Origin of the sequence: Spongiactinospora rosea (assembly GCF_003315795.1) — a bacterium.
Classification (GTDB): Bacteria; Actinomycetota; Actinomycetes; order Streptosporangiales; family Streptosporangiaceae; genus Spongiactinospora; species Spongiactinospora rosea.
Window position 1 is genome coordinate 108,050 of record NZ_QMEY01000024.1, and the last position, 19,743, is coordinate 127,792.

Below are 19,743 nucleotides of genomic sequence, written 5' to 3' on the forward strand. Positions count from 1 at the left end.
CGGGGGGCGGCCCGTGCGGGCCGCCCCCGGGTGCTGGGCGGCTACTCGGCCCGGCGTCGCGCTCGGCCCTCCTGGTCGAACACCGCGTTCGCGGCGGCGGCGGCCACCCGCCATGTGGCCACCTGCTGGTCGTACGCCTCCCGGTCGTCGGCCACGATGGTCAGCGGCCCGACCACGATGGCCAGTTCCCCGCAGCCGCTGCGGGAGTGGAGGTAGTTGCGGGCGAACACCTCCACCGACTGCTTGCCCTGCAGGCCGATCGTGATGTGGCTGGTGTGCCGGTTTGCCACCTCGTAGCCGCCCGCGCGGCGCGCACCGAACGTTCGCTCGGCGAGCCCGCCCGCGTTGCGCCACGCGGTCAGCATGGTCCAGGCGGCCCGCTCGTCCCAGAGAATCACGATGGCCCCGGGGATGTAGACATCGACCTGGGCGCGATCCCGGTCGCGGCGGGGGACGACGCGGTTCTCGGCCGCGCCGGTCAGACGGATGGTGACGCTGGGGAGGTAGTGCATGGTCCGGACGGCCAGGGCGGTCTTGGTGGCCTTCATGGGGACTCCTTCGTGTGTTGGGCGGCGGGTGTGCGTCCCGCCTTCTTTCTAAATACAGTATACCCAAAAAGAGCCGTCCGGAAACCCGAAAATGCTGCCTGAGCTGGGATTTTACCTTTCCTGGACCCTGGCTCCGCACTGCTTGTTGCCTTTGCCGGTCACGTGCAGCGAGCAGGCGGGCGGGTCGTAGTCGGCCGGCACGAGCCCGGCAGCTCGGCGCGGCGTATCCCCGAGGCGTACAGGGCGGCGATCACCACGGCGTCGCGCAGCGCCCGCCATCGGGCCGCTCGCGGTCGGCCGCGCGGCGCGGCGCGGGTCCACTGTGGTCCTGCCTCGGCAAAGCGGTCGTCACAGTTAGCTATTGATCCGCTACTCTCCAGAAGATCTGGACTGGATTCACGACCTGGGGAGACATGAGATGGAAGGGCACATACCCACACAAACGATACTGACGACACTGATCCCGGCGGACCTTAATGCTCCATTGGAGATCAGCATCGGACACTCTGTCGTGGGTATGGCTATTGCCGAACGCGCCCATCTCTCCCGGCTCGATGTCACCTGGGATGTACCAGGGGCGTACCTGCTTCTGGATCGACCAGATTCCCAAGGGCGTTGGGGTGCCTACGTGGGCAAATCCTCCCTCCCGGGACTGCGCACGCGAGTTCGGCAACAACTTCGCACTCGCGGCCATTGGTATCGGGCCCTGCTTGTTCGCCGAGAAGGAGGAGCAAGTCTGCACAGTGGCGAAACCGGTTGGCTAGAAGGAAAGCTCTATGACATCCTTCATGATTCTTCGCAGGTCGATCTCCATAACGGTAACCGACCTCGCGATCTCAGCATCTCCATCGACGACCAAAGGAACATGCTGGCCTACGTTCCGCCGGTCCTGTGCGCTCTGCGCCTGATCGGCCACGGCGTCGCGACGGGCCCCATGAGCAGGCCAGCGGCAGCGGAGCGCAGTAGATCTCGGCCAGGTGGCCGCAGGATGAGAAGCGCGACGACTCTGGCCGACCTCGTCGCGGCGGGGCTGATCCAGCCGGGCGCGAGACTGTTCTCGTCCTCGCCTTCCTATCCGGCGGAGGCGGTAGTGGGTGCGGACGGTTGGATTCGCTATGGTCAGCAGTCCCATCTCAAACCGACCAGCGCCGCCTGCGCGGTCACAGGTACCAGTGTGAATGGATGGGACTTCTGGCAGGTCCAAACCTCGAATGGCCTTGTCAAGCTGAAGGAGTTGCGTCGCCGGCTCGATGAACGCCTCACGGCGGAGGGCGGTGATCAGAATCTGCTTTCCCCGAGTTGAATGCCGACCGCTGACCGGTAAGCCCATTGCTCGGAAATGACCCGGTGATGCAGGAGGTGCGCCCCGGCCGCGCGCACGAGGTGCGCGGACCGGGGCACTCCACCTGCGCCACCGGGGCGCGGTTACCGCCAGCCGTATCCCTTCTCGCCGCCGTGGATTCGACAGATCCGCTCCTCCTCTGGGGTGAGGAGGATGGCGGGTAGCCGGTCCGTTCCCGTGGTCAGGGCCTTGTAGATCCGGTGCCAGCCGTCGATGACGAGCGGGCCGCCCGCGTCGGGTACCGGGACCGCGATCACCGGTTCGGACAGGTCTACATTTGCAGCGTGGTCAGGGTCGATCGTGATCAGGGACAACAGGGCCGCCCATTCGGCTGGTGCCAGTGTGCCCTTCGGGGTGCGGCCCGCCGCGAACCCTTTGGCCGCCGTGATGTTCCAGCGCCACGCCAGCAGATGGAACACCTCGATCTCCGCGCCCTCACCGGCCGAGACGCTCACCGGACCTCCTCCTGGGAGAAGGCGTGCAAGGTGAGGAGTTCTCCGCTGGTGGTGAGGAACTCGCGTGCCGCCGCCCGGGAGGCGTGGGCGATGGCGTGATCGAACAGCGTCCCGGGCACGCTGGAGGCAGGCTCGGTGGTGAGGTACTGGCGGACCCAGGCTCGCACTCGGCGCAGTGCGTGGTCTGTGGTGATCTCGTTTTCGTTGATCTGCTTGATCACCGTGCCCCACCAGGTACGCAGGTCCCGCCCATAGGCGGTGCCGTACAGGCACGTGGACGAGAGCCGGTGGCCTTCGCTGATGCGGTAGGTCAGCTCGGCGGCTTCCGCCGCGTGCGCCCGCGTGACCGACTCGATCACCTGCCGCAGGTGAAGGTCCAGAGTGCAGGGCTGTGCGCATGGCAAGATCATCATCGGCTCCTCTCGGGGGCGGGGAAGGCGTCGGCGAGCGTCTGCGTGACGGCGAGGAACCGCTGGGCGGCCTGGCGACGGGCCTGGGCCATGGCCTGAGCGAACAGCTCACCGCGACATGCCGGTTCCTGTCCGATCAGCACTCGCTCTGCCCGGACCCGGGTGCGCGTGATCACGTACGCCGGTGCGGCCCCACCGGTGTTGACCTGATCCATGACTGATTGCCACCAGCCACAGACGTACTGGGCGACGGCGGCGCGGGAGATCTCCTTGGCGGTGAAGTCCTGGCCCTGGTCCGCATCGATGGCGTGGAACTCGAAGTAGCCCATGCTTTGTCTCCTTTCAGGGGTGAGGTGGGGGGATGGGCGGTACGCCCGGGTTGGTGAGCCGGGCGTACCGTGGTCAGGCGGCGAGCAGGTGGAAGGCGCGGCTTTTGATCTTGCTGTTGGCGTGGTCGTCCAGCAGCGCGCGCTCGGCGCGGACGATCGCGGCCTCGCGCCGTCCGATCACCGGGCTGCGGTGGTCCAGCCGTTCGGTCACCGCGTTGTAAGCGGCCCACCGGGTGCCCCGGATCGGTTCGTTCGTCGGGGCGGAGGTGAAGAGCCACTCCAGGTCCCGCATCGCCAGTTCGTGGTTGCGCCGGGTCAGGTCTTTGGCGTCCGGGCCGAGTGGGTGCAACGCGGCGGCGAACTGGCGGAACTCCTTGACGTCCATCGGTGTGGCCAGCAGTCTCTCGGCTTCGGCGGCGAACGCCTCACCGTGCCGCCACGTCAGCCGTAGCGCGTCGCGGGCCTCGGCGATGCGCCCGGCGATGTGACCCGTGTGGCGCACTTTGAACATGGCGGCGTGGTTGCGCAACGCGGCGCGTTCGGTGTTGGCGCACACGACGCGGACGGGGGTGGCGACGGTGGTGAACGCGCCCCATCCGTCATGCCGGGAGAACGCCGCGAGGTAGAGATCGACCTGGTCGAAGCCGCCGACCATGAGCGGTTCGGGCAGGCGCATGGTGACGAACATCCGGCGTCCGCCGTTCAGCGAACCGCCGGTGTCGAAGACCGCGCCGGACTCGTCCACGAGGGTCTGAAGGAACTCGGCGACCTCCTCGTTGTGAACGATCTTGTAGTCCTTGCCGACCATGCCGAGCCGTTCCGGCGCGCCGGTGTGCGGGTTGGTACGCACGATCAGGAAGTCCTCCTCGGCCGCGACCGTCTGGCCGGTGTCCGGGTCGGTGACCTGGCCGACCGGGACCTTGCGGACGTTCCAGCCGCCGAGCTGAGCGTGGGCGAGCAGTTCCTCAGCGGTCATCGGGCCGGGGGCGGTGTAGCCGAGCCGGTGCCAGCCGGGCTTACCGGCGGCGGCGAACGCGGCGGAACCGTCAGCGAATACTTCGAGTTCGTGAGCCATGACAGACCTCTTCCTAATGAGATGAATGGGATGGACGGGCGGTCAGATCGCGCCCCTACGTGGGATGTGAGTGGCCGTAGGGGCCCGGCGGCGTATGGTGCCGGGTAAGGTCCTAGCGGGCCCGGGGGCGGGCTATAGGCCAGCCCGCCCCCGGCCCGTCTCAGGCACCCTGACCGGCGGCGACGGTGAATCGGCGGGGCCGTTCGCAGGTCAGCTCGGCCTGTCCCAGGCTGACGAGCCGGTCGAGTGCGTTGGCCACCGCGCCCGATGAGCTGTCGAGCACCCGGCCGATCTCGTACGGCGTGAAGTCCTTACCCGGGTGCTCGGTCAGGTGGGCCAGCACACGATCCCGCAGCGCCCCGGGCCGGACCGCCGCTGTGCCGGTTGCTCCACCGGACCGGCTGTCCGTTCCCCGGGTCGAACCGGGGCGGGCGGTCGTGACGCCGGTCAGGACCGCGCGGGCGTTCCGGTGCGCCTGTGCGGACTTGGCGATGAACATCTCCAACCGGCCCAACGCCATCACCCGGTCACCCTCACCGTCCATCTCGGCGACCGCGCCGGTGAGCAGGTCGGCCAACTCCAGTAGCTCGGCCCGCGCACGCGTCCACGCCGGGTCCACAACCTGAGGGGATTCCGCCGCCGTCTCCTCCTCGTCAGCCTCGCCGGTGGGGGCGGTGACGGCGAACGCGGGGACAGCGGCCGGGCTGAGGTCAGGGGTGCTGTCGGACTCATCCCCCGGGACGCCCACCAAGATCTCCTCGCCCGCCGGGCCTGAGGCGTCGAAATCATCGGTACTGACGAACTCCGAGGCGGCCGAGTCCCCGGTGACGGTGTCGGGCGCGTTGTCGTCGGGAAGATCAGCCGGGGCCGCATCGGTCGTCGTGGTGAATACGCCGACCGTTGCGGCACCGTCGGCGTCGGCCTCGGCGTTGTCGTCGGTGTTGTCGTCGGTGTCGGGGGTGTCCGGGGCCGCGACCGCGCCGGTAGCGGGCGATCCGACCGGGGCATCACTCACGCTGTCCGATCCGCACTCGTCCGCCGCGCCGTTGTCGGCGTCGGACACCACGGGGAACCAACGGTCAGGGGTACGGCCCCGCCCGTCGTGACCGCCCGCCGTACGGGTAACCCGGCCCTCCGCCTCCAACTCGTTGAGGATCTTGCTGGCGCTGACCCGGCTGATTCCCGCCTCGGCCCCGACAGCGGTTGCCGACCCCCCGGGGTTGGCCAGCAGCGCCGCCCACACAGCCCCGTGGCGGTCCGTGCGGGCGGCGTCGGCGTCACCGGCGACTGACGGTGTAGGGGCCACGTCAGGGGCGCTGACGGCGGCGGTGTCGGTTGCGATGTCGTGGGCGTCCGTTGCGTTGGATTCGGTGACTCGGCTGTTCATTTGGTAAGGCTCCTTTCCGATTCCGAACCGGTTTTATAGTGGCCTGTTCGTGATTGGTGGAGCTCGACTATCGCTCGGCTCGCATAGGCATTGCAAGCGATCGCGAAATGTTTTTAGTCACCACAACGGCTGGAGAGGCTTGCCTAACTGAACCCAACTGAACTGCCGGTGCCTACATGAGGTGGAGCAGTTGAGCTGAACTCGCCAGCCGCAATGGCTGTGCCTTATCTTCGGAATCAGGAAAAGAGCCGCCAGAAACGATGCTCGTTCGGAATGGCCTTGCTGGTAGGACCGCAAGTCCGCCGCTACCATCGCATATCACCTGCTACCGGGATCGCCGTGTCCAACACCTACGAACCCGATCGAACCAATACGTTTCTGTGTGCTCAAATGCGGCATATCACCACAGCGATGTGGTCAGCGCCCATCGTCGGGGCACCTCGGCATCACATCGGGCCGGCCTTATCCGGCCATGTAAGGATGGGGCCCGTAAGCGGGCAGCGGGAGGCTGGTGGTCTCCAGAGGAGACGCACGGTGATTGCCTTCATGATAGAAGCGAGGTACATCGTGGACGGGCGAGCACTTATTCGGGGTCGCCCATAGGCGAGTCGGGCTGCGCAACGCATCGTCCGCGCACAGCTTGACCTGCGGGTACCGGCCGTGAACGGTGAGGCGATCTAAGCGGCTACACCGGTCGCACACATAAAAGACAACGCTGAGCGCAGCACCGAACGAACGGTTCCCTGTGGCAGCGCTCGGCGAACGCCACAGACGCCTCTCGGTCGGAGGCCGCTTCATCCTGTATCGCCAGGCACCCCCGCCGCTCCATCACGTGCGGCGGGTCGGTGCGCAGCCATTAACGTGCCACTGCCTATGTCGTGTCAAGTCCGGGGGGATAGGGGATCGTCCATGCCGGGCGAGGTCAGTGACACGATAGCGACCGAAGCCTTGACCTGCGTTGCGCTCGGCTATCCGAGGAGCCGCTGATATGTCTGTCGAACTTGCCGGCTTGGCTGAGCATCGATCTCCGCCAACCGTTCCGACATCTGCTGGAAGGTCCGCCGGACCGCAGGCAACCGGCCCACCTCGCTCTGAATCGTCATCATCTGACACCACAACAGCTCGTTGTAGGAATCGATCCGATCAACGGCCAACGTCAGTACATCCAGTGCCCTGTACGGATCATTCCTCGACTCCAAATCAGCCAAGCGCAGGGCTGCATTCACAGCTTGGTCAGTAGCGGCCTGGCGCAGCGGAAGACACCACAAATCATCTCGGTCGGCGAGAAGCGGCCCTTGGTACAAGGTCACCATCTGCCGTAGGGCACTCAGTCGATCGGCCTCGTTCTCCGCCGTATTCGACTTGACATAGCTATCCTCGAACCGCCACCAGTCAACATCGAAGTAGACCGGTGCCAAGCGCCGCCGCTGCCCAGTCTTCAGCACGAACTTGACCTCGGCGGCAAGGCCTGTGGCCTGCCGCATCGATGCATTGATATCCCTGATCGCCGACTCCAGCCTGCGTATGCCCCGCTCTCCTTCATCAGGCCACAGTCGGTCGATCACCGTCTCGGGGGACTCTCCATCCCGTGAGGTGGCCAGCAACGCGAACAGGTCCCGTCCCTCCGTACGCCGGAAGGACACCTCCTCGGCCCCCACGACCACCCGCAACGGACCCAGCACCTGAACCTTGGCCTTCGAGGAGCCCCTGGAAGGCGCGGATGCGTTTTGGGCGGCTTCCTCTGGGAGATCCGCCACAATGTCGGGCGCGGGGGTCGCGTCCTGATGCACCGGTGGCCTGGGAGACGCGCCCTCCAGGTCGGCCTCGGAGTAGGTGGGCGTCAGATCCACGGGCGAGCGCTGCACTGCCACCGCACCGCCCTCCGAAGGACTCAAGGAGACAGAGCGTGAATGTGACGCACTGCGAAGGCGGCGAGCCAGCAGCGCGCTACCGAACATCACCATTACCCCGAACAACAGGGCCGAGCCGGCATTGACGCCAACCGACTGTCGATCCACCGGATCTACGCGGCCCATCTTCTTTTCGTTCGATGTCGCGGGCGAGAACGCCGGCGATGGATGTGCGGGCGCGGACTCAGCCGTGGAAGGGCGTGCTGGAGCTGTTCGCTTGGCCGGCCGGGCCCTCTTCACTTGCGACCTATCGTGCTCTGCTTCCTCCTTTCCCTGCCCCCAGTGCATCTTCTTTTCTACACCCCCAGTCCATGGCTGAGGCGAGCCAACCACAATGGGCTGGCCGCGCCGAACATCTTCATTCCGCCTATCGATCGCAGGCGCCTCCTGATCAGGACGTGGATGTCGCCTGGCCACCTCTTCTCTGTCGGGGCGAGATTTTGGTTGCGGCGGGATCGATGCCTTCGCGACAGGCGGTGAGTCGGCATGGGGTTCCGGAAAGCGCTGTGCCTCCTCGAAGCGGTTGGCCACATTGTCCGACTTGCCGTTCAGTGCGTCCCGAGCTAGATTGTCGCAGAGCTTCTCCATATCCCAGTACTGATCGGCCAGTGGAGTCAGACCCTTTGGGCAGTCAGTACGTACCGCATTGGCCGATACAGGAGGAGCCAGCGAAGCGGCGGCAGCCAGCGGAAGCACGGTCGAAAGTTGCACCAACCGCAGCGACCGGGGAAGCAGCCGCTGATTCACTTGTAGGCCAAAGCCTCTTCCCCGCACCAGAGTAGCCTCCTGTTCGAATATGGGTTGTCAGGCCTCGCTATGAGCAATGCCTCTCACTCATACGCAGAGATCATTTCCTGTGCTTGAGCCAGATGGATTGATCGCACTGTCTCCAGACGTGACGCTTGCCATAGCAGAGCTTGAAGACATCGACGCGTCCCAGAATGACTCGGTCTACGGCGCAGCCCGCGAGGGCGCCGTTGCTGTCGGCCACCTTGTGGATGGCCAGGAAGCTGGTGGCGTACTCAGCCTCGACGTAGGTGTCATCGGCCTGGAAGTCGCATACGGTGACGACGTCGCGTCCCGAGTTGACGGTGACACTTCCCCGCCGGTTGGCGCTCTCCCATACCCGGCGTTCGGCCGAGGCCGAGGCCGGGGCCGCCGGCATGAGGACACATGCGATAGAGACGGCGACGATAGCCGCGCGGATGAACATAGATGACCTCCGAAAAGAGAAATGGCTTGGTCGCCCCTGGCGGATCGGCAGGCGGGGGTGGCATGTGGTCCGGCGCTCTCCGGCTACATCCGCGGGGCTTTGCCGGAGCTGTCGCGACTCAGAGCAGCCGCCGCGGCGAGTGCGACCTCGATGTGGGCCCTCTGATCCGAGGGCGGTATCCCGCGAAGTACGAGCAGGGAGGTAGCGGCGTACACCGCCATTGCCTGCTGGGCGGCGATACGGCCGGTGAGGGCCAGCTCGGCCGCGCGGGTGCGGGCGTGGAACCACATGGCCGGGCGTGTACTGGGGCGGGGGTGACCAGGGCACAGTGCGATCACTGCGGCTCCGTGGGTGGTCAACGGTTCGCCGGGTTCCAGGGTCCGAAGCAGGTGGCGGGCCGCGTACCCGGCCATCGCGCACAAGGTGACGTTGCGGTCGTAGCGCAGCGCGCCGAGGATCTGCCGCCAGGGGGTCGTTTCCACAGGGCGGCGGGTGGTCAGCAGCGGGGGTACGACCTTGACGTAGGTAAGGTTCGCGCCGCGATCGAGCACGAAGCCGGCCAGGCTGGGATCGAGCCGGGCCTCACTGTCGTGCAGCCGGTTCACCCAATCGCCGACACGGCGAACCGCTGTGACGAACTCAGCGGCCTGGGATCCGGGAAGCTCGGTCAACGCCGTCCCGTCCACTCGTCGATGCCGCATTTCGAGCCCATCGGGGCCATTGACCATGCGCAGATCGTCAGGCAGCGTCACTTGCTTCGCTCGAAGAGTGGCCAGGTAGTGGCGTACCTCGGCGGCTACCTCGCCCGTCCCAGGCTGGCCAGGCCAGCCCAAGCGTCTCCGGATCTGGCGGCCGTCGTCGCTGTGCGGGAGTACTTCCATCGTTGCGGCGACGATCGGGGTGTTCGTCGCTCCGGCCCGTATTTCCATGCCTTCCCTTTCGCTGGATGCATGGGGACGGTACGAAGGGGACCAGTACCTGATCGTCAGTGCCGCTACGAGGTAGGAGCCCCGCTCCGGCCCAGCACGGTGGTGAATCCGCTGAACTCCGCTCTGACCGGCCGACACCGGTTCGGGTAGGGCAGAGCTCCAGAAGCTCGCTCATAACACAAGGTCATCTTGCGATTGCACTGCGTGAGATAGAGACTGGTCGTGACATCAGACCAGCGAGTGGGGCACGTGGTGGCCGTGGACAAGCATGATCTGTTGATCGCGCAGCGCATCATGGAAAGCCGCCGCCGCAGAGGGTTGTCGCAACTGGAGTTCGGGTCCCTGATCGGCCGCTCCGAAAGCTGGGTCTCCAAGGTCGAGACCGGGGTGATGCGGGTGGACAGTCTCGCCCTGCTGCGGACGATCGCCACGGTTCTGCGAGTGGAGCTGAGCTACCTCATCGGTGTGGAGTCCGACCAGGCCGGAGATCAGGGCCATGGCTCGCAGTCGCCGATGACGCTCCAGCACCTGCTGATCGACCCCGCCGGCTGGGACATCTGCGATCTTGAACGGCGGCGCTGGTTCCTGGTGCAGTCCTCGGCAACGGTGACGAGCGTTCTGCACCATCTCCGGCCCGGCATTGAAGAGGGCCTTACCGAACGGCTGTCGGCGGTCAAGGGGAAGAGCGTGCGGCTGGACGCCGACACCGTCCACGGTCTGGAACAGATCGTGTCGGGATTTCGGCAGTCCTACCGCTCGGCCAGTGCCCATTGCCTGCTGGCACCGGCCCACGGAACTCTGAACCTGCTCACCGAATTCGCTGCTGAGGCGGGCGCACAATGCGACCGGGTGGTGTCGTTGATCGGCCAGATGGGTACGCTCCTGGCCGCCGTGCTCGGATTGGATCTGGACGACCCCTTGGCGGCCAGGCCCTACATCACGATCGCGATGCGCGCCGCCCAGCAGATCGACGACGCCGAGTTGATGGCCTTCACCCTCGGCGGGCGCGCGTTCCTGTCCGCCTATGGAAACAAGGACCCGCACGCCGGTCTCGGATTCGCCGACGCGGCCCTGGACACAGCCCGCCGCGGAATCCATCCACGCACTCACGCCTGGCTGATGGCCGTGACCTCCGAGATGCACGCCTCCCTCGGCCAGGAACAGGAATGCCAGCACCACCTCGCCCAAGCCGAACTGCGCCTGACGAATGCAGCGCCGGCCCGGCCGTGGATCGGCATTGGATCCTTCGGCGGCGACAAGCTCCTGGCCTACCGTGGAGGAGACCTGATGCGCCTGGGCAGGTACCAGGACGCCCAAGCCATCCTGGCTCAGTCCCTGGCCTGCTTGGATCCGTCATTGAAACGACACCGCTGCACCGCCCACATCGACCTGGCCGAAGCCCTCGCCGCCACCGCGAGCATGGAGGACGCGGCCGATCACGCGATCAAAGCCCTGGACATCATCGAGCAGACCGGCCACACGCCCAGCCTGCAGCGAGTGGACCGCCTGCACCAGCACATGCAACAGACCCCCTCAGCGGCCGGACGCCGCCTGGGCGAACACCTTCTCCACCTGAAAGGCATGCGATGAGGCCACGCGCCCTCCTGCTGGACTTCGGCGGTGTCGTCACCACCGATTTCTACGCCGCGATCCGCACCTTCTGCGCGAGCCAGGGCCTGCCGGACAACGCCATCGAGCACGTCCTGGCAACTCGCCCGGAGGTCCGCGCCCGCCTGGTCGACGCCGAGCGCGGACGGATCACCCAGCACGAGTTCGAGGAGACCTTGGGCGGCGCGCTCGGCATCCCCGGCCGCGGCATCATCGCCCGCATCGGGGCCCACCTGAAGCCCTACCAGCCAGTCCTCGCCCTGGTCGCCCGAGCCCGGCACCAGGGCATCCGCACCGGCGTCCTGTCCAACTCCTGGGGCAGCGGCGACTACAACGTCTACGACGCCTACGACCTAGAGCGCCACTTCGACACCATCGTCATCTCCGACCAGGTCGGCACCAGCAAACCCGACACGGCCATCTACCAGCTCGCCGCCGACCGCCTGGGCGTCAATCCCCCCGAGTGCATCTTCGCCGACGACACCGCCGCCTACCTGGCCCCCGCCCACGACCTCGGTATGGCCGTGGTCCACTTCGCCGAGCCGGAATCCGGAATCGCAGAAATCATCAAACGGCTCGGCCTGTCCAATCCGGGTACATAGGCTCCTCAGAGCGAAGCGCAGTGGGCTCGGCCTCGTGTCAATTTACAAGGCCGCTGTCTTCTCCGATCTACCGGCAAGGGCAGCTCCCGCCACGATGGCTACAAGGCCTAATGCGGTCACCGCGGTCAGCCGCTCGTGCAGCAGAGTAACTCCGAAGAGGACGGCGAACGCGGGCGATAGGTAGAAGGCAAGCGCGGCCTGTGCCGGTCCTGCTCTGCTCACCAAGGTGTAGAACAAGACCAGCGTTCCACCGGTGCAGACGACCCCAAGAACCATCAGGACGCCGAGGACCGACAAGTCCGGAACGCTGCTGGGCAGTGAAAGAACGCCAGGAATGAGCAGGGCACAGGTGGTTACCAGCATGGAGCACGTGGCGACGCCAAGCGGTTCAGCGTCGGCGTGGCGGCGATGGATCATCAGCCCACCAGCGGCGTAGCAGACCGCGGCACCAACAAGCAGTACGCCGCCAAGCAGTTCCTCACGCCCACCGCGCAGATCGAACCCGAAGAGAAGGATCAGTCCAAGGAAGCCCAAAGAAAGCCCGAGAATGCCGGGCCACCCCTGTGGTCGCTCCCCGGGCGCGAACCGCACCGCGAGCAGGGCGACGAACAGCGGCTGCGCTCCTACGAGAATGCCGGCAAGCCCCGACGGAACGTACTGTTGCCCAACGGTGAGCAGCAGCAGCGGAGCCGTCGATTGCATCAGGGCGGTCTCGATCACCGCGCGGGGATGACGAAGAAGTGGCTGCAGGGCTCCGTAGCGAAGGGCCAGTGGGGTGAGCATCAGCGCTGCGGTGGTCACCCGCCCGAGGACCACATGCACGGGAGATAGCCCCTGAAGGGCGATCTCGATGAGCGGGTATGCCGCGCCCCATAGAGCAGAAAGAAGGATGAGCGCCCACCATGTGCGGCGGTTCATGGAAGGTGCTGCACCGTGGGCGCCGATTTCAACTGAGTAGAAGCCTGCTGGCGAGCTCCTGTACGCAGGCGGATCGGTTCCATGGCACTAGCACTACCAGGAGTTCCCGCAGTCGGCGTAGGTTCCGTTGTGACGAGGTTGCCCGAGACAGTTCGTCTGCTTGCGCCGCGATGCGGCATGCCTCGTCGATTTCTCCGGCCTGGGCCAGAGCGTTCGCCAGATCGATCAGTGTGCCTCCTCGTTCCCGCACATACGTAGGGGGTAGTTGACGAAGGCTGTCGTTCAGCACCTCGATGGCCGCATTCGCGTGCCCCAACCGAACGAGACATCTTCCTTTCAGGCGAGCCGCGTGAACAGGGCTGTTGTAGAAGGCCAGCCAGGGCGGCGCAGTCGATTCGGTCACCTTGTCGAACGCGACCTCGGCCGCGTGCAGAGACGAGAGTCCGGCACGCTGGTCACCTGCCAGAGCGAGGGCTTCACCCCTCGCCTCCGCGATCCACGAGCGGACCGCCGACGGCACGGCATGTGTGGCCATCTCACTTGCGGCGCTCAGAAGCTTCAGTGCGTCATGACCGCGGCAGGCATGCAACGAGATGTAGCTCATCACGCCGAGCACATAAGCATGCATGCCGTGATCCTTGGCCTCTTCGGCGACCGTGAGCGCCAGTCGGCAGTGACGCTTGGCGGTTGAGTACTCCTGCCCATCGATCGCAAGCCATGCTGCCAGTTGGGCGACATCGGCAGTGGCACAGAGCAGTTCCCTATTGGTAGCGGAAGTTCGACCTTGGTCCCTCAAGTCCAGCATGCGGCGTAGATGAGCGTTGACTTCGCTGTGTACGCTTCGCGCGCCGGATAGGTAGTCCATCTGGCGAAAGGTCTGTGTCATCGCGGAGAGACCTTCGAGAAGTCCGGGGGAAAGGCGCGGTCGCTTAAGAATGTGTCCCCCTCGCGCTACTGCCATTGCCGTATCCGGTGACGCGATCGAGCCAGGTGATTGCGGAGCTCCGCTGGATCCAAGGCGCTGATACGCCTGATCAAGATGCCGGAAGTCGTAGTGGTCCGACAGCAGGGCACTCACGCTGCACTCGTACAGCTCGGCGAGCCTCCCCAGCGTGTCCATACTGGGGAGTCGGCCAGTGGCCTGGGGCCACGCCTCCCAATATGAAATGATCTTGTTGGTCTTCGGGTCATCCGGCCATCGCTGATTCCAGGCCCTCGCAGCTTCGCTTTGACTCCATCCTCGCGCTATACGGAAAGCGACCCGCATGTTCACGCGGAACTTCTGGTGAATTTGCTCAGCTATTTCCACCCATGTCGATCCCTGGGCGCGCAGCGTCGCCGCATGCCGCATCTGGGTCTGCCGAACTCCCTGACTGCCGGCCACGTTCACCGTCCCGAGTAACCGCGTTCTTACAATCGAACGCTACACCGGCAATCACACCAACACTGCAGATCAACGAGCTTTTCCCCGTCTGACGGGGATGCCCGGCATCATGTTCCCCGTTCTGGCGGGTTGTTCGCGGTGACCAGGCCGCAGATTCTTTGGTGCCAAGAATCCTACACACTCGGGACGACCGAGTAACAGAAATGTCCCGTTCACACCATAACGGACAATTGGAGGTCGATCATGCCTTACGCCACAGCGGGCCAAAGAGCGCCAGAGACCACCGAGCTGGATTACGCCACTATCCCGGCGGCCGGCTGATGAACGCCTTCATGCTCGTCTACCGGCCGACCCACCCAAAACCTTCGGCACCTCCAGTTCTACAGGAAACCGCCCGAAGGCTTCAGGACGCGCTCGCCGCGCACGGCATCCACACCGACCTCACCGACGATCAGAGGAGAGTCTTGGTCTCGGTCTGCCACGGTCTCGTCGCCATGGTTCAAGAGGACGGGATCTGGTGGCACAGCCCGCGTGAGCTCAGACCCGGTATCCCGCTTTACGTGCATCGCGGCACTGTGGCCGGGGCCGCCGAAGCCTTGGTCGACGACCACGCGCTGCTGACCCCAGTGCAGATCGCGGAGGAGCCCCATGACGCAACTCCCGTCTGACTGCTCCCACCTCGGCTGCACCGCACGCCCCCTCCTCGTGGTCTGGGAGGTCGAAGCCCGCGACCACAGCGCTGGCGGTGTGAGCGATAACGAACAGACGGCCGAGACCGCCATGTTCGAGACCCTCGACGCCCTCCCGTCAGGTCGTGGCCGCGTACGGTACGCGCGCCTATCCGTCCTGGGCATCGGCTACCAGTACGGGGAGACGCTGCTGACCGCTTACCGCAAGAACGGCGCGACCGTCGCGGTGGCCGGTGACGCCTGGGAGAGCATTCCATGATCGGGCACGGCGGCGTGGTGCGGATATGGGCGCCGCCGTGCCGTACGGCGGGCCGTCGGGGGCCCGCCCGGCGCGGGCAGGTACGAGGCCTTCTCCCTGCCCGCGCCACCCACCTACCCAAGACGCGCGGCGGCCCCACACCTTCCCAGGCCGGACCGCGCCGCACAGGGAGTCTGGTAGCTCCCGTGCCCGCGTGGGCGGGCGGCCCACCACCCCCAGGTTCGCCGCCCGCCCGCGCCCTCCCCAAGAGGGGTGCCATTGGACTGCCTGAGCGTCTTCCGGACACGTCTGGTGCGGAACATGACGATGGCCGCCTCCGCCCAAGCCGACGAGCCGCCCGAAGGAGCTGTCGCCCCGAACGGTGAGAGGAGGAGCGCTGATGCGCATGCGATGGGAGAACCTGCCGCAGCCGCTCCGCGCCGACATGGAGACGTACCTTGGCGCGGTGGTCAAGGCGGAGTCCAGGGCCATCGGCCCCGCCCGGTGCGTTACGGCCCGGCTGCTGCACGAGTCCGGCGCAGGCACATGGCTCAAGGCGTGCCCTGCCGACCATCCGGCCGCCTGGCTGTACGAGCGGGAGCGCCAGGCCGGACGGATCCTGCCCATCGTCGTGCCGGCCCCGCGCATGCCGTGGTCCAGCGCTGATCATGGATGGATCGCGCTCGCCCACACCTACCTGGACGGATCACCGGCGGATCTATCACCCGGTTCCCCGGACGTGCCAGAAGTACTGGCGACCGTCGCGCGGTTGGGCGACCTGCTCACGCCATGTCCTCCGGGAGTGCCGCCATTGTCCGGTTACATCACCCGCATGCTCGCCAAGGCGTACGCCATGCTGGACGACGACAACGCGCTCCCGAAAGGCGACCGTGCGATGTATCGAGCCGCGCTCGACGGGCTTGATGTGGCCGGACTGGAGGGCGACACGATGCTGCACTATGAGATGCACACGGGGGCCTTCCGAATGGTGGGCCGGAGCGTCTTCGTGCTCGACTGGGGATTCGCCTGCCAGGGCGCTGCATGGTTCGACGCCGTGATGTTCACGCCGTGGCTGATCTCCGCCGGTCACACCCCGCAGCAGGCGGAGAATTCACTGATGGACATGAGAGAGTGGCGATCCGCGCCAGGCGATCTGGTGACAGGGGTCGCAGCACTATGGACTCTGTTCCGCCTCTACAAGGCTGTGTACGGACCCGAGTCCGCCCGCGCTGGTTATCAAAGTGAAGCCAGGGCCGGGTACACCTGGCTGAAGTACCGGCTCGCGTGACGAGATCTGTTCGGCGGACAAGATGCATAAATCGAGTCCCTTACCTCAGGGGCAACACCGGTCATGATCTGGCCAAAGGGATCAACTGAGCCTCGGCTCTGGCGACCGAGGCCATGAGATCGACCAGAAGACCGTGCGGTATCGCGCCGTTTCCAAGGCCGGCCGCCTGAACCATGGCCTGCATCGCTTGCTGCTGTCGCGATATCATCGCCGAGCGAAGAGAGGCGTGCCCAAGTACTTCTCGGCTGGCATAGGCGTCCGACATCGCTCCGGTCATCACGGCCCTCTGCAAGCGGAGGGCAGGCTCCGGGTCGTAGCCCGCGGTCAGGTCGAGAGCGGTCATGCCGACCCGTGTGCGGAAGACCGCCGTTGAGGGGTCGGCATGCTCAAAGAGTTCGAGGGTGCCCAGGATCATCGCGGTGGTGTCCTCATTGGTACCGATGCCCGCCGCCTGTCGGCAGTAGACGCGTAGCAGCCCGGCCACCGCCTTCTCCCAGGGTTCAGCGGGCAAAGTCTCGCCCACCATGGCAGTGGCCTTGTTAATGTCGCCGCGTTCTACAAGGGCCACAATGGTGACCTGGCGACCGTCGAGCAGGCGGGTGCCGACGCCGCGGTTCTTGGCGGCATGCTCGGCGGCCTCCTGCCAGCGTCCGGCCAGGGCGAGCGCACGAGCGCCGTCGGCGAGAAGTGCCGCCCACAGCAGCTTGCTCAACAGTTCGTGATCGTCCGGGCTTGCGGTCACCACTCGCAGATCGACCCGCCGACCGGCGATCTCGGTATCGGTTCGGTTCAGGGCGGCGATGAGGAGCCCGTGGAGGACCTGGTAGGCGCCATCGCCATCACCTTCGCGAATCAGTTGACGAGCGATGTTCAGTACAGGTTGCAGAGCCAGCTTCCCTGCCCACGCCGGGATGGGACGGGTTTGAGTGAGCGCGTCGTACTGTCGCCAGCACAGCTCGCGGGCGAGGTCCGGAAGAGCGCAGTCTGAAGCGATCAAGGCCGCCTTGTTGCACACTTCGCAGGCCCTGATCACTCGCTCGAGGTCGTCGAGCCCGGACGATTCCTCGACGATCTTCCGGAGTTCGGCGACCCGGGCTGCAAGGGTGAGGCCCGGGGGCCGGGAGCGGGAGACCAGCGGGAACCGGCGGGCTATCATCTGCCGGTCCATCTCAGTTCCAGTCGATGGCCAGCCGGACGTGGGGCTTGTCGATGACGAACTGGCCGGTCAGCGATGCGCGATGCGGACCTCGCGCCATGCGGATCGTTGGCGTGGTGTCACGGTACTCATGGCCCCATACGCGTAGATGCTCGGCGACCTGGGCAGCCAGTTCACCACCGCGAAGGCCGTGTCCGATCAGGCCCCCTTCCCAGTAAGGACCCTCATCATCATGCCCCGCACGCAGAGTGAGATAGGCGACGGAGTCGCCGTCCACGGCCGCCATCGCCCCCCAGGGGAACTGGGGCCGTACCAATCCGGATCGCACGGCCGGGCCGTCCACGGGCATACGCACGATCCCGCCGGGCAGCGCGCAGGCCAGATAGAGGTTGGTGAACTCCCATGGGTCCCCCTTGCGGAAGATCACCCCGGAGTAGACCTCGGTGGCGGGCTGTCGCAAGACCGTCGCCAGCGCATCGGAGTCGACGTGCTGATCACGGTAGGTGTGCAGGCTGACCTGGCCGTCATCGGTGAGGGGGATCACACGGCGAGTGTCATCGGCGATGCCGCGTAGCGGCATGAACGTGCACATCTCATGAGAGATGGCGTGCCAGTGTTCGGCTCCCTCGCTGTGGTCGCGGACGAATCCGATCGAGCGGGAGACGCCGCCGCGGATTCGGAGCGGCACGAGGAGAAGTCCGTCGGGCGCGAGCTGGTCGAGCCAGGCGGGAGGGACGTCGCCCGCGCCCACAGTGGCGATGATCCGCTGGTAGGGAGCCGATTCCGGGTGGCCAAGAGCACCGTCTCGCACGAGCGGCGTGACGTTGCCGATGTCGGCCGCCTGGAGGTTCGCCCGGGCGTCGGCGATCAGGTCGTCGTCCACGTCCAGCGTGACGACGTTTCCTTGCGGGCCGACCAGGTGGCCGATCAGGGCGGCGTTGTAGCCGGTCCCGGCGCCCGCCTCAAGCACGTTGTCGCCGGGCTGGGCATCGAGCTGCTCCAACATCATGGCGACGATGGTGGGCTGGGAGGCGGCGGAGATCGCCTGGCCGCTACTCGGGTCGTGTTTGGTGTAGATCGCCGCGTCCGCGTAGGCGTCCATGAGGGGCACGCCGGGCACGAACTTGTGCCGTGGGACGGCCGCGATGGCGTCGGCGATACGCGGCGAATGGATCACTCCACGCTCTCGTAGTCCGGCGACCAGGTGGGCCCGGAGCCGAACGGCTTGTTCTTCGGCGTCCCCCTGGGCAGCGATGCTCTTGTCGCCCTCGGAGGTGGGGATGGCTGGTTCGTTCATGATGACTTCTTTCGCGAGGTAGGAAAGGACGGCCTGTTGTCCGGCGGGCAGCCCTGCCCGGTTGAAGGAGAAGATGAGGTGGTGGGCGAGGACGGCGCGCAGGCCTCGCTGCAGTTGCCCGGCACGCGCGAGGTGAGCGAGTCGGCGTCCGGTGGTCTGGAACGCGGCCAGTCGGGCGGGCCAGTCCGCACCGGCCCGGTGTGCCGGAGGGATGGTGGTCATCAGACGGCGCATGGCGCATCGCGCATCGGCCACCTGTCCGGGCGGTGGCGACGGCGGCACTGGGCGGTGTTCGGCGACCAACGCCCATACCGCTCCTTGCTCGTACCAGTCCAGGCCTGCCGCGCGCAGAAGGACGCTGGCCAGCAGGACCGCGAGTTCGCGCCGACCTGGTTCGTGGGGAGCGGGTACGGTACCGGCGGTGGTCAAGGCGATGCGGGAGTCGGCGCAGAACAGCGTGTGAGCCACTTCCATGGCGGCCGGGCCACCGAAGGCGTATTCCTCCGGTTCGTAGATGCCACGCGTCCATCCGCTGATCTGGCTGTCAGCTGTGAGGTTGTTCAGGATGGTGGTCAGCCGGTGTTCTGCTGCTTCGTTGTTGGGGCGGACGCGCAGCCGTAGCCCGCCCTCCTTGTACAGGAAGTGGAAGCCGTCGATCACGTAGTCGTCCTCGGCCTTGCTCAACTCGGTCGCGAGCCGGGCCAGCGCGGTGTGCGAGAGTCCGGGGCCGGTGCTGTCCTGGCATGTACTGGTGAGGGTGACCTGGAGCCAGGCCGCCCGTTTGGCCAGGCGCAGCAGCGCCGCCTCGCCGGCCGTCCGATACAGCTCCACGGCGTTGCGCAGATCGAGTTCGGGGTACTGGAAGCGGTCGGCTGCGACTTCGCAGGACTCCCCGGCCAGGATGGCGAGCACTGCTTGTCCGAGGCGTTGTGATGTCATGAACGGGCGGCTCTCCGATTGAGGGT

General features: G+C 66.2%; 19 protein-coding genes. 6 read left to right on the forward strand and 13 right to left on the reverse strand.

Translation table 11 applies throughout. The features are described 5' to 3' along the window. Nucleotides 1-41: 41 nt before the first annotated feature. Complete coding sequence (locus tag DP939_RS36405; RefSeq protein WP_113985381.1) at nucleotides 42-548, reverse strand: hypothetical protein; 507 nt, start codon at nucleotides 546-548, stop codon at nucleotides 42-44. Nucleotides 549-909: 361 nt separating this feature from the next. Here DP939_RS36405 and DP939_RS45640 point away from each other — a divergent pair, with 361 nt between their 5' ends. Next, nucleotides 910-1,851 (forward strand): restriction system modified-DNA reader domain-containing protein, encoded by a 942-nt coding sequence (locus DP939_RS45640; RefSeq protein WP_147268266.1) that lies wholly within the window; start codon nucleotides 910-912, stop codon nucleotides 1,849-1,851. A gap of 122 nt (nucleotides 1,852-1,973) precedes the next feature. On the opposite strand, the gene DP939_RS36410 is transcribed toward DP939_RS45640, so the two are convergent. From DP939_RS36410 to DP939_RS36445, 8 genes are all read right to left on the reverse strand, one after another. Next, entirely contained in the window at nucleotides 1,974-2,345 is a 372-nt protein-coding gene (locus DP939_RS36410) for a hypothetical protein (protein ID WP_113985382.1), read from the reverse strand. Continuing rightward, the gene (locus DP939_RS36415) at nucleotides 2,342-2,758 is read right to left on the reverse strand and encodes a hypothetical protein (protein WP_147268267.1); all 417 of its coding nucleotides are present in this window, start codon (nucleotides 2,756-2,758) and stop codon (nucleotides 2,342-2,344) included. The genes DP939_RS36410 and DP939_RS36415 overlap by 4 nt, the downstream gene beginning before the upstream one ends. Beyond that, nucleotides 2,755-3,084 carry a hypothetical protein gene (locus tag DP939_RS36420; RefSeq protein WP_113985384.1) on the reverse strand — a complete coding sequence of 110 codons (330 nt, stop codon included), beginning with the start codon at nucleotides 3,082-3,084 and terminating at the stop codon, nucleotides 2,755-2,757. The genes DP939_RS36415 and DP939_RS36420 overlap by 4 nt, the downstream gene beginning before the upstream one ends. Nucleotides 3,085-3,157: 73 nt before the next feature. Further along, nucleotides 3,158-4,159 (reverse strand): DUF932 domain-containing protein, encoded by a 1,002-nt coding sequence (locus tag DP939_RS36425; RefSeq protein WP_113985385.1) that lies wholly within the window; start codon nucleotides 4,157-4,159, stop codon nucleotides 3,158-3,160. 160 nt (nucleotides 4,160-4,319) lie between these two features. Further along, entirely contained in the window at nucleotides 4,320-5,546 is a 1,227-nt protein-coding gene (locus DP939_RS36430) for a MarR family transcriptional regulator (RefSeq protein WP_113985386.1), read from the reverse strand. Between the two features lie 968 nt (nucleotides 5,547-6,514). Further along, nucleotides 6,515-8,203, reverse strand: a complete 1,689-nt coding sequence (locus DP939_RS36435) for an AfsR/SARP family transcriptional regulator (RefSeq protein WP_147268268.1) — start codon at nucleotides 8,201-8,203, stop codon at nucleotides 6,515-6,517. A 100-nt stretch (nucleotides 8,204-8,303) separates the two neighbouring features. Beyond that, complete coding sequence (locus DP939_RS36440; RefSeq protein WP_111165229.1) at nucleotides 8,304-8,669, reverse strand: hypothetical protein; 366 nt, start codon at nucleotides 8,667-8,669, stop codon at nucleotides 8,304-8,306. A gap of 83 nt (nucleotides 8,670-8,752) precedes the next feature. Beyond that, entirely contained in the window at nucleotides 8,753-9,370 is a 618-nt protein-coding gene (locus DP939_RS36445; RefSeq protein WP_147268269.1) for a hypothetical protein, read from the reverse strand. A gap of 486 nt (nucleotides 9,371-9,856) precedes the next feature. On the opposite strand from DP939_RS36445, the gene DP939_RS36450 reads away from it, so the two are divergent. Together DP939_RS36450 and DP939_RS46475 are read left to right on the forward strand one after the other, a co-directional pair. Beyond that, a complete protein-coding gene (locus tag DP939_RS36450) occupies nucleotides 9,857-11,188 on the forward strand; it encodes a helix-turn-helix domain-containing protein (RefSeq protein ID WP_147268270.1) in 1,332 nt (443 codons plus the stop codon). Then, complete coding sequence (locus DP939_RS46475; RefSeq protein WP_158578910.1) at nucleotides 11,185-11,808, forward strand: HAD family hydrolase; 624 nt, start codon at nucleotides 11,185-11,187, stop codon at nucleotides 11,806-11,808. Before DP939_RS36450 ends, DP939_RS46475 begins: the two co-directional genes overlap by 4 nt. Nucleotides 11,809-11,850: 42 nt before the next feature. Here the strand turns inward: DP939_RS46475 and DP939_RS36460 are convergent, their stop codons facing one another. Beyond that, nucleotides 11,851-12,726 carry a DMT family transporter gene (locus tag DP939_RS36460; RefSeq protein WP_113985391.1) on the reverse strand — a complete coding sequence of 292 codons (876 nt, stop codon included), beginning with the start codon at nucleotides 12,724-12,726 and terminating at the stop codon, nucleotides 11,851-11,853. Between the two features lie 28 nt (nucleotides 12,727-12,754). Beyond that, a complete protein-coding gene (locus DP939_RS45645) occupies nucleotides 12,755-13,846 on the reverse strand; it encodes a tetratricopeptide repeat protein (RefSeq protein ID WP_147268271.1) in 1,092 nt (363 codons plus the stop codon). A 584-nt stretch (nucleotides 13,847-14,430) separates the two neighbouring features. Between DP939_RS45645 and DP939_RS36465 the strand changes: the two genes are divergently transcribed. From DP939_RS36465 to DP939_RS36475, 3 genes are all read left to right on the forward strand, one after another. Next, on the forward strand, nucleotides 14,431-14,778 hold the full coding sequence (locus DP939_RS36465; protein WP_147268272.1) for a hypothetical protein: 348 nt from the start codon (nucleotides 14,431-14,433) through the stop codon (nucleotides 14,776-14,778). A gap of 79 nt (nucleotides 14,779-14,857) precedes the next feature. Further along, the gene (locus tag DP939_RS36470) at nucleotides 14,858-15,058 is read left to right on the forward strand and encodes a hypothetical protein (protein ID WP_146607232.1); all 201 of its coding nucleotides are present in this window, start codon (nucleotides 14,858-14,860) and stop codon (nucleotides 15,056-15,058) included. Between the two features lie 379 nt (nucleotides 15,059-15,437). Further along, nucleotides 15,438-16,325 carry a phosphotransferase gene (locus tag DP939_RS36475; RefSeq protein WP_113985394.1) on the forward strand — a complete coding sequence of 296 codons (888 nt, stop codon included), beginning with the start codon at nucleotides 15,438-15,440 and terminating at the stop codon, nucleotides 16,323-16,325. A 61-nt stretch (nucleotides 16,326-16,386) separates the two neighbouring features. On the opposite strand, the gene DP939_RS36480 is transcribed toward DP939_RS36475, so the two are convergent. Next, nucleotides 16,387-17,493, reverse strand: coding sequence for a hypothetical protein (locus DP939_RS36480; RefSeq protein WP_113985395.1), 1,107 nt, complete (start codon nucleotides 17,491-17,493; stop codon nucleotides 16,387-16,389). A gap of 1 nt (nucleotide 17,494) precedes the next feature. Then, complete coding sequence (gene fxlM, locus DP939_RS36485) at nucleotides 17,495-19,717, reverse strand: methyltransferase, FxLD system (RefSeq protein ID WP_113985396.1); 2,223 nt, start codon at nucleotides 19,715-19,717, stop codon at nucleotides 17,495-17,497. Between the last annotated feature and the right edge of the window lie 26 nt (nucleotides 19,718-19,743).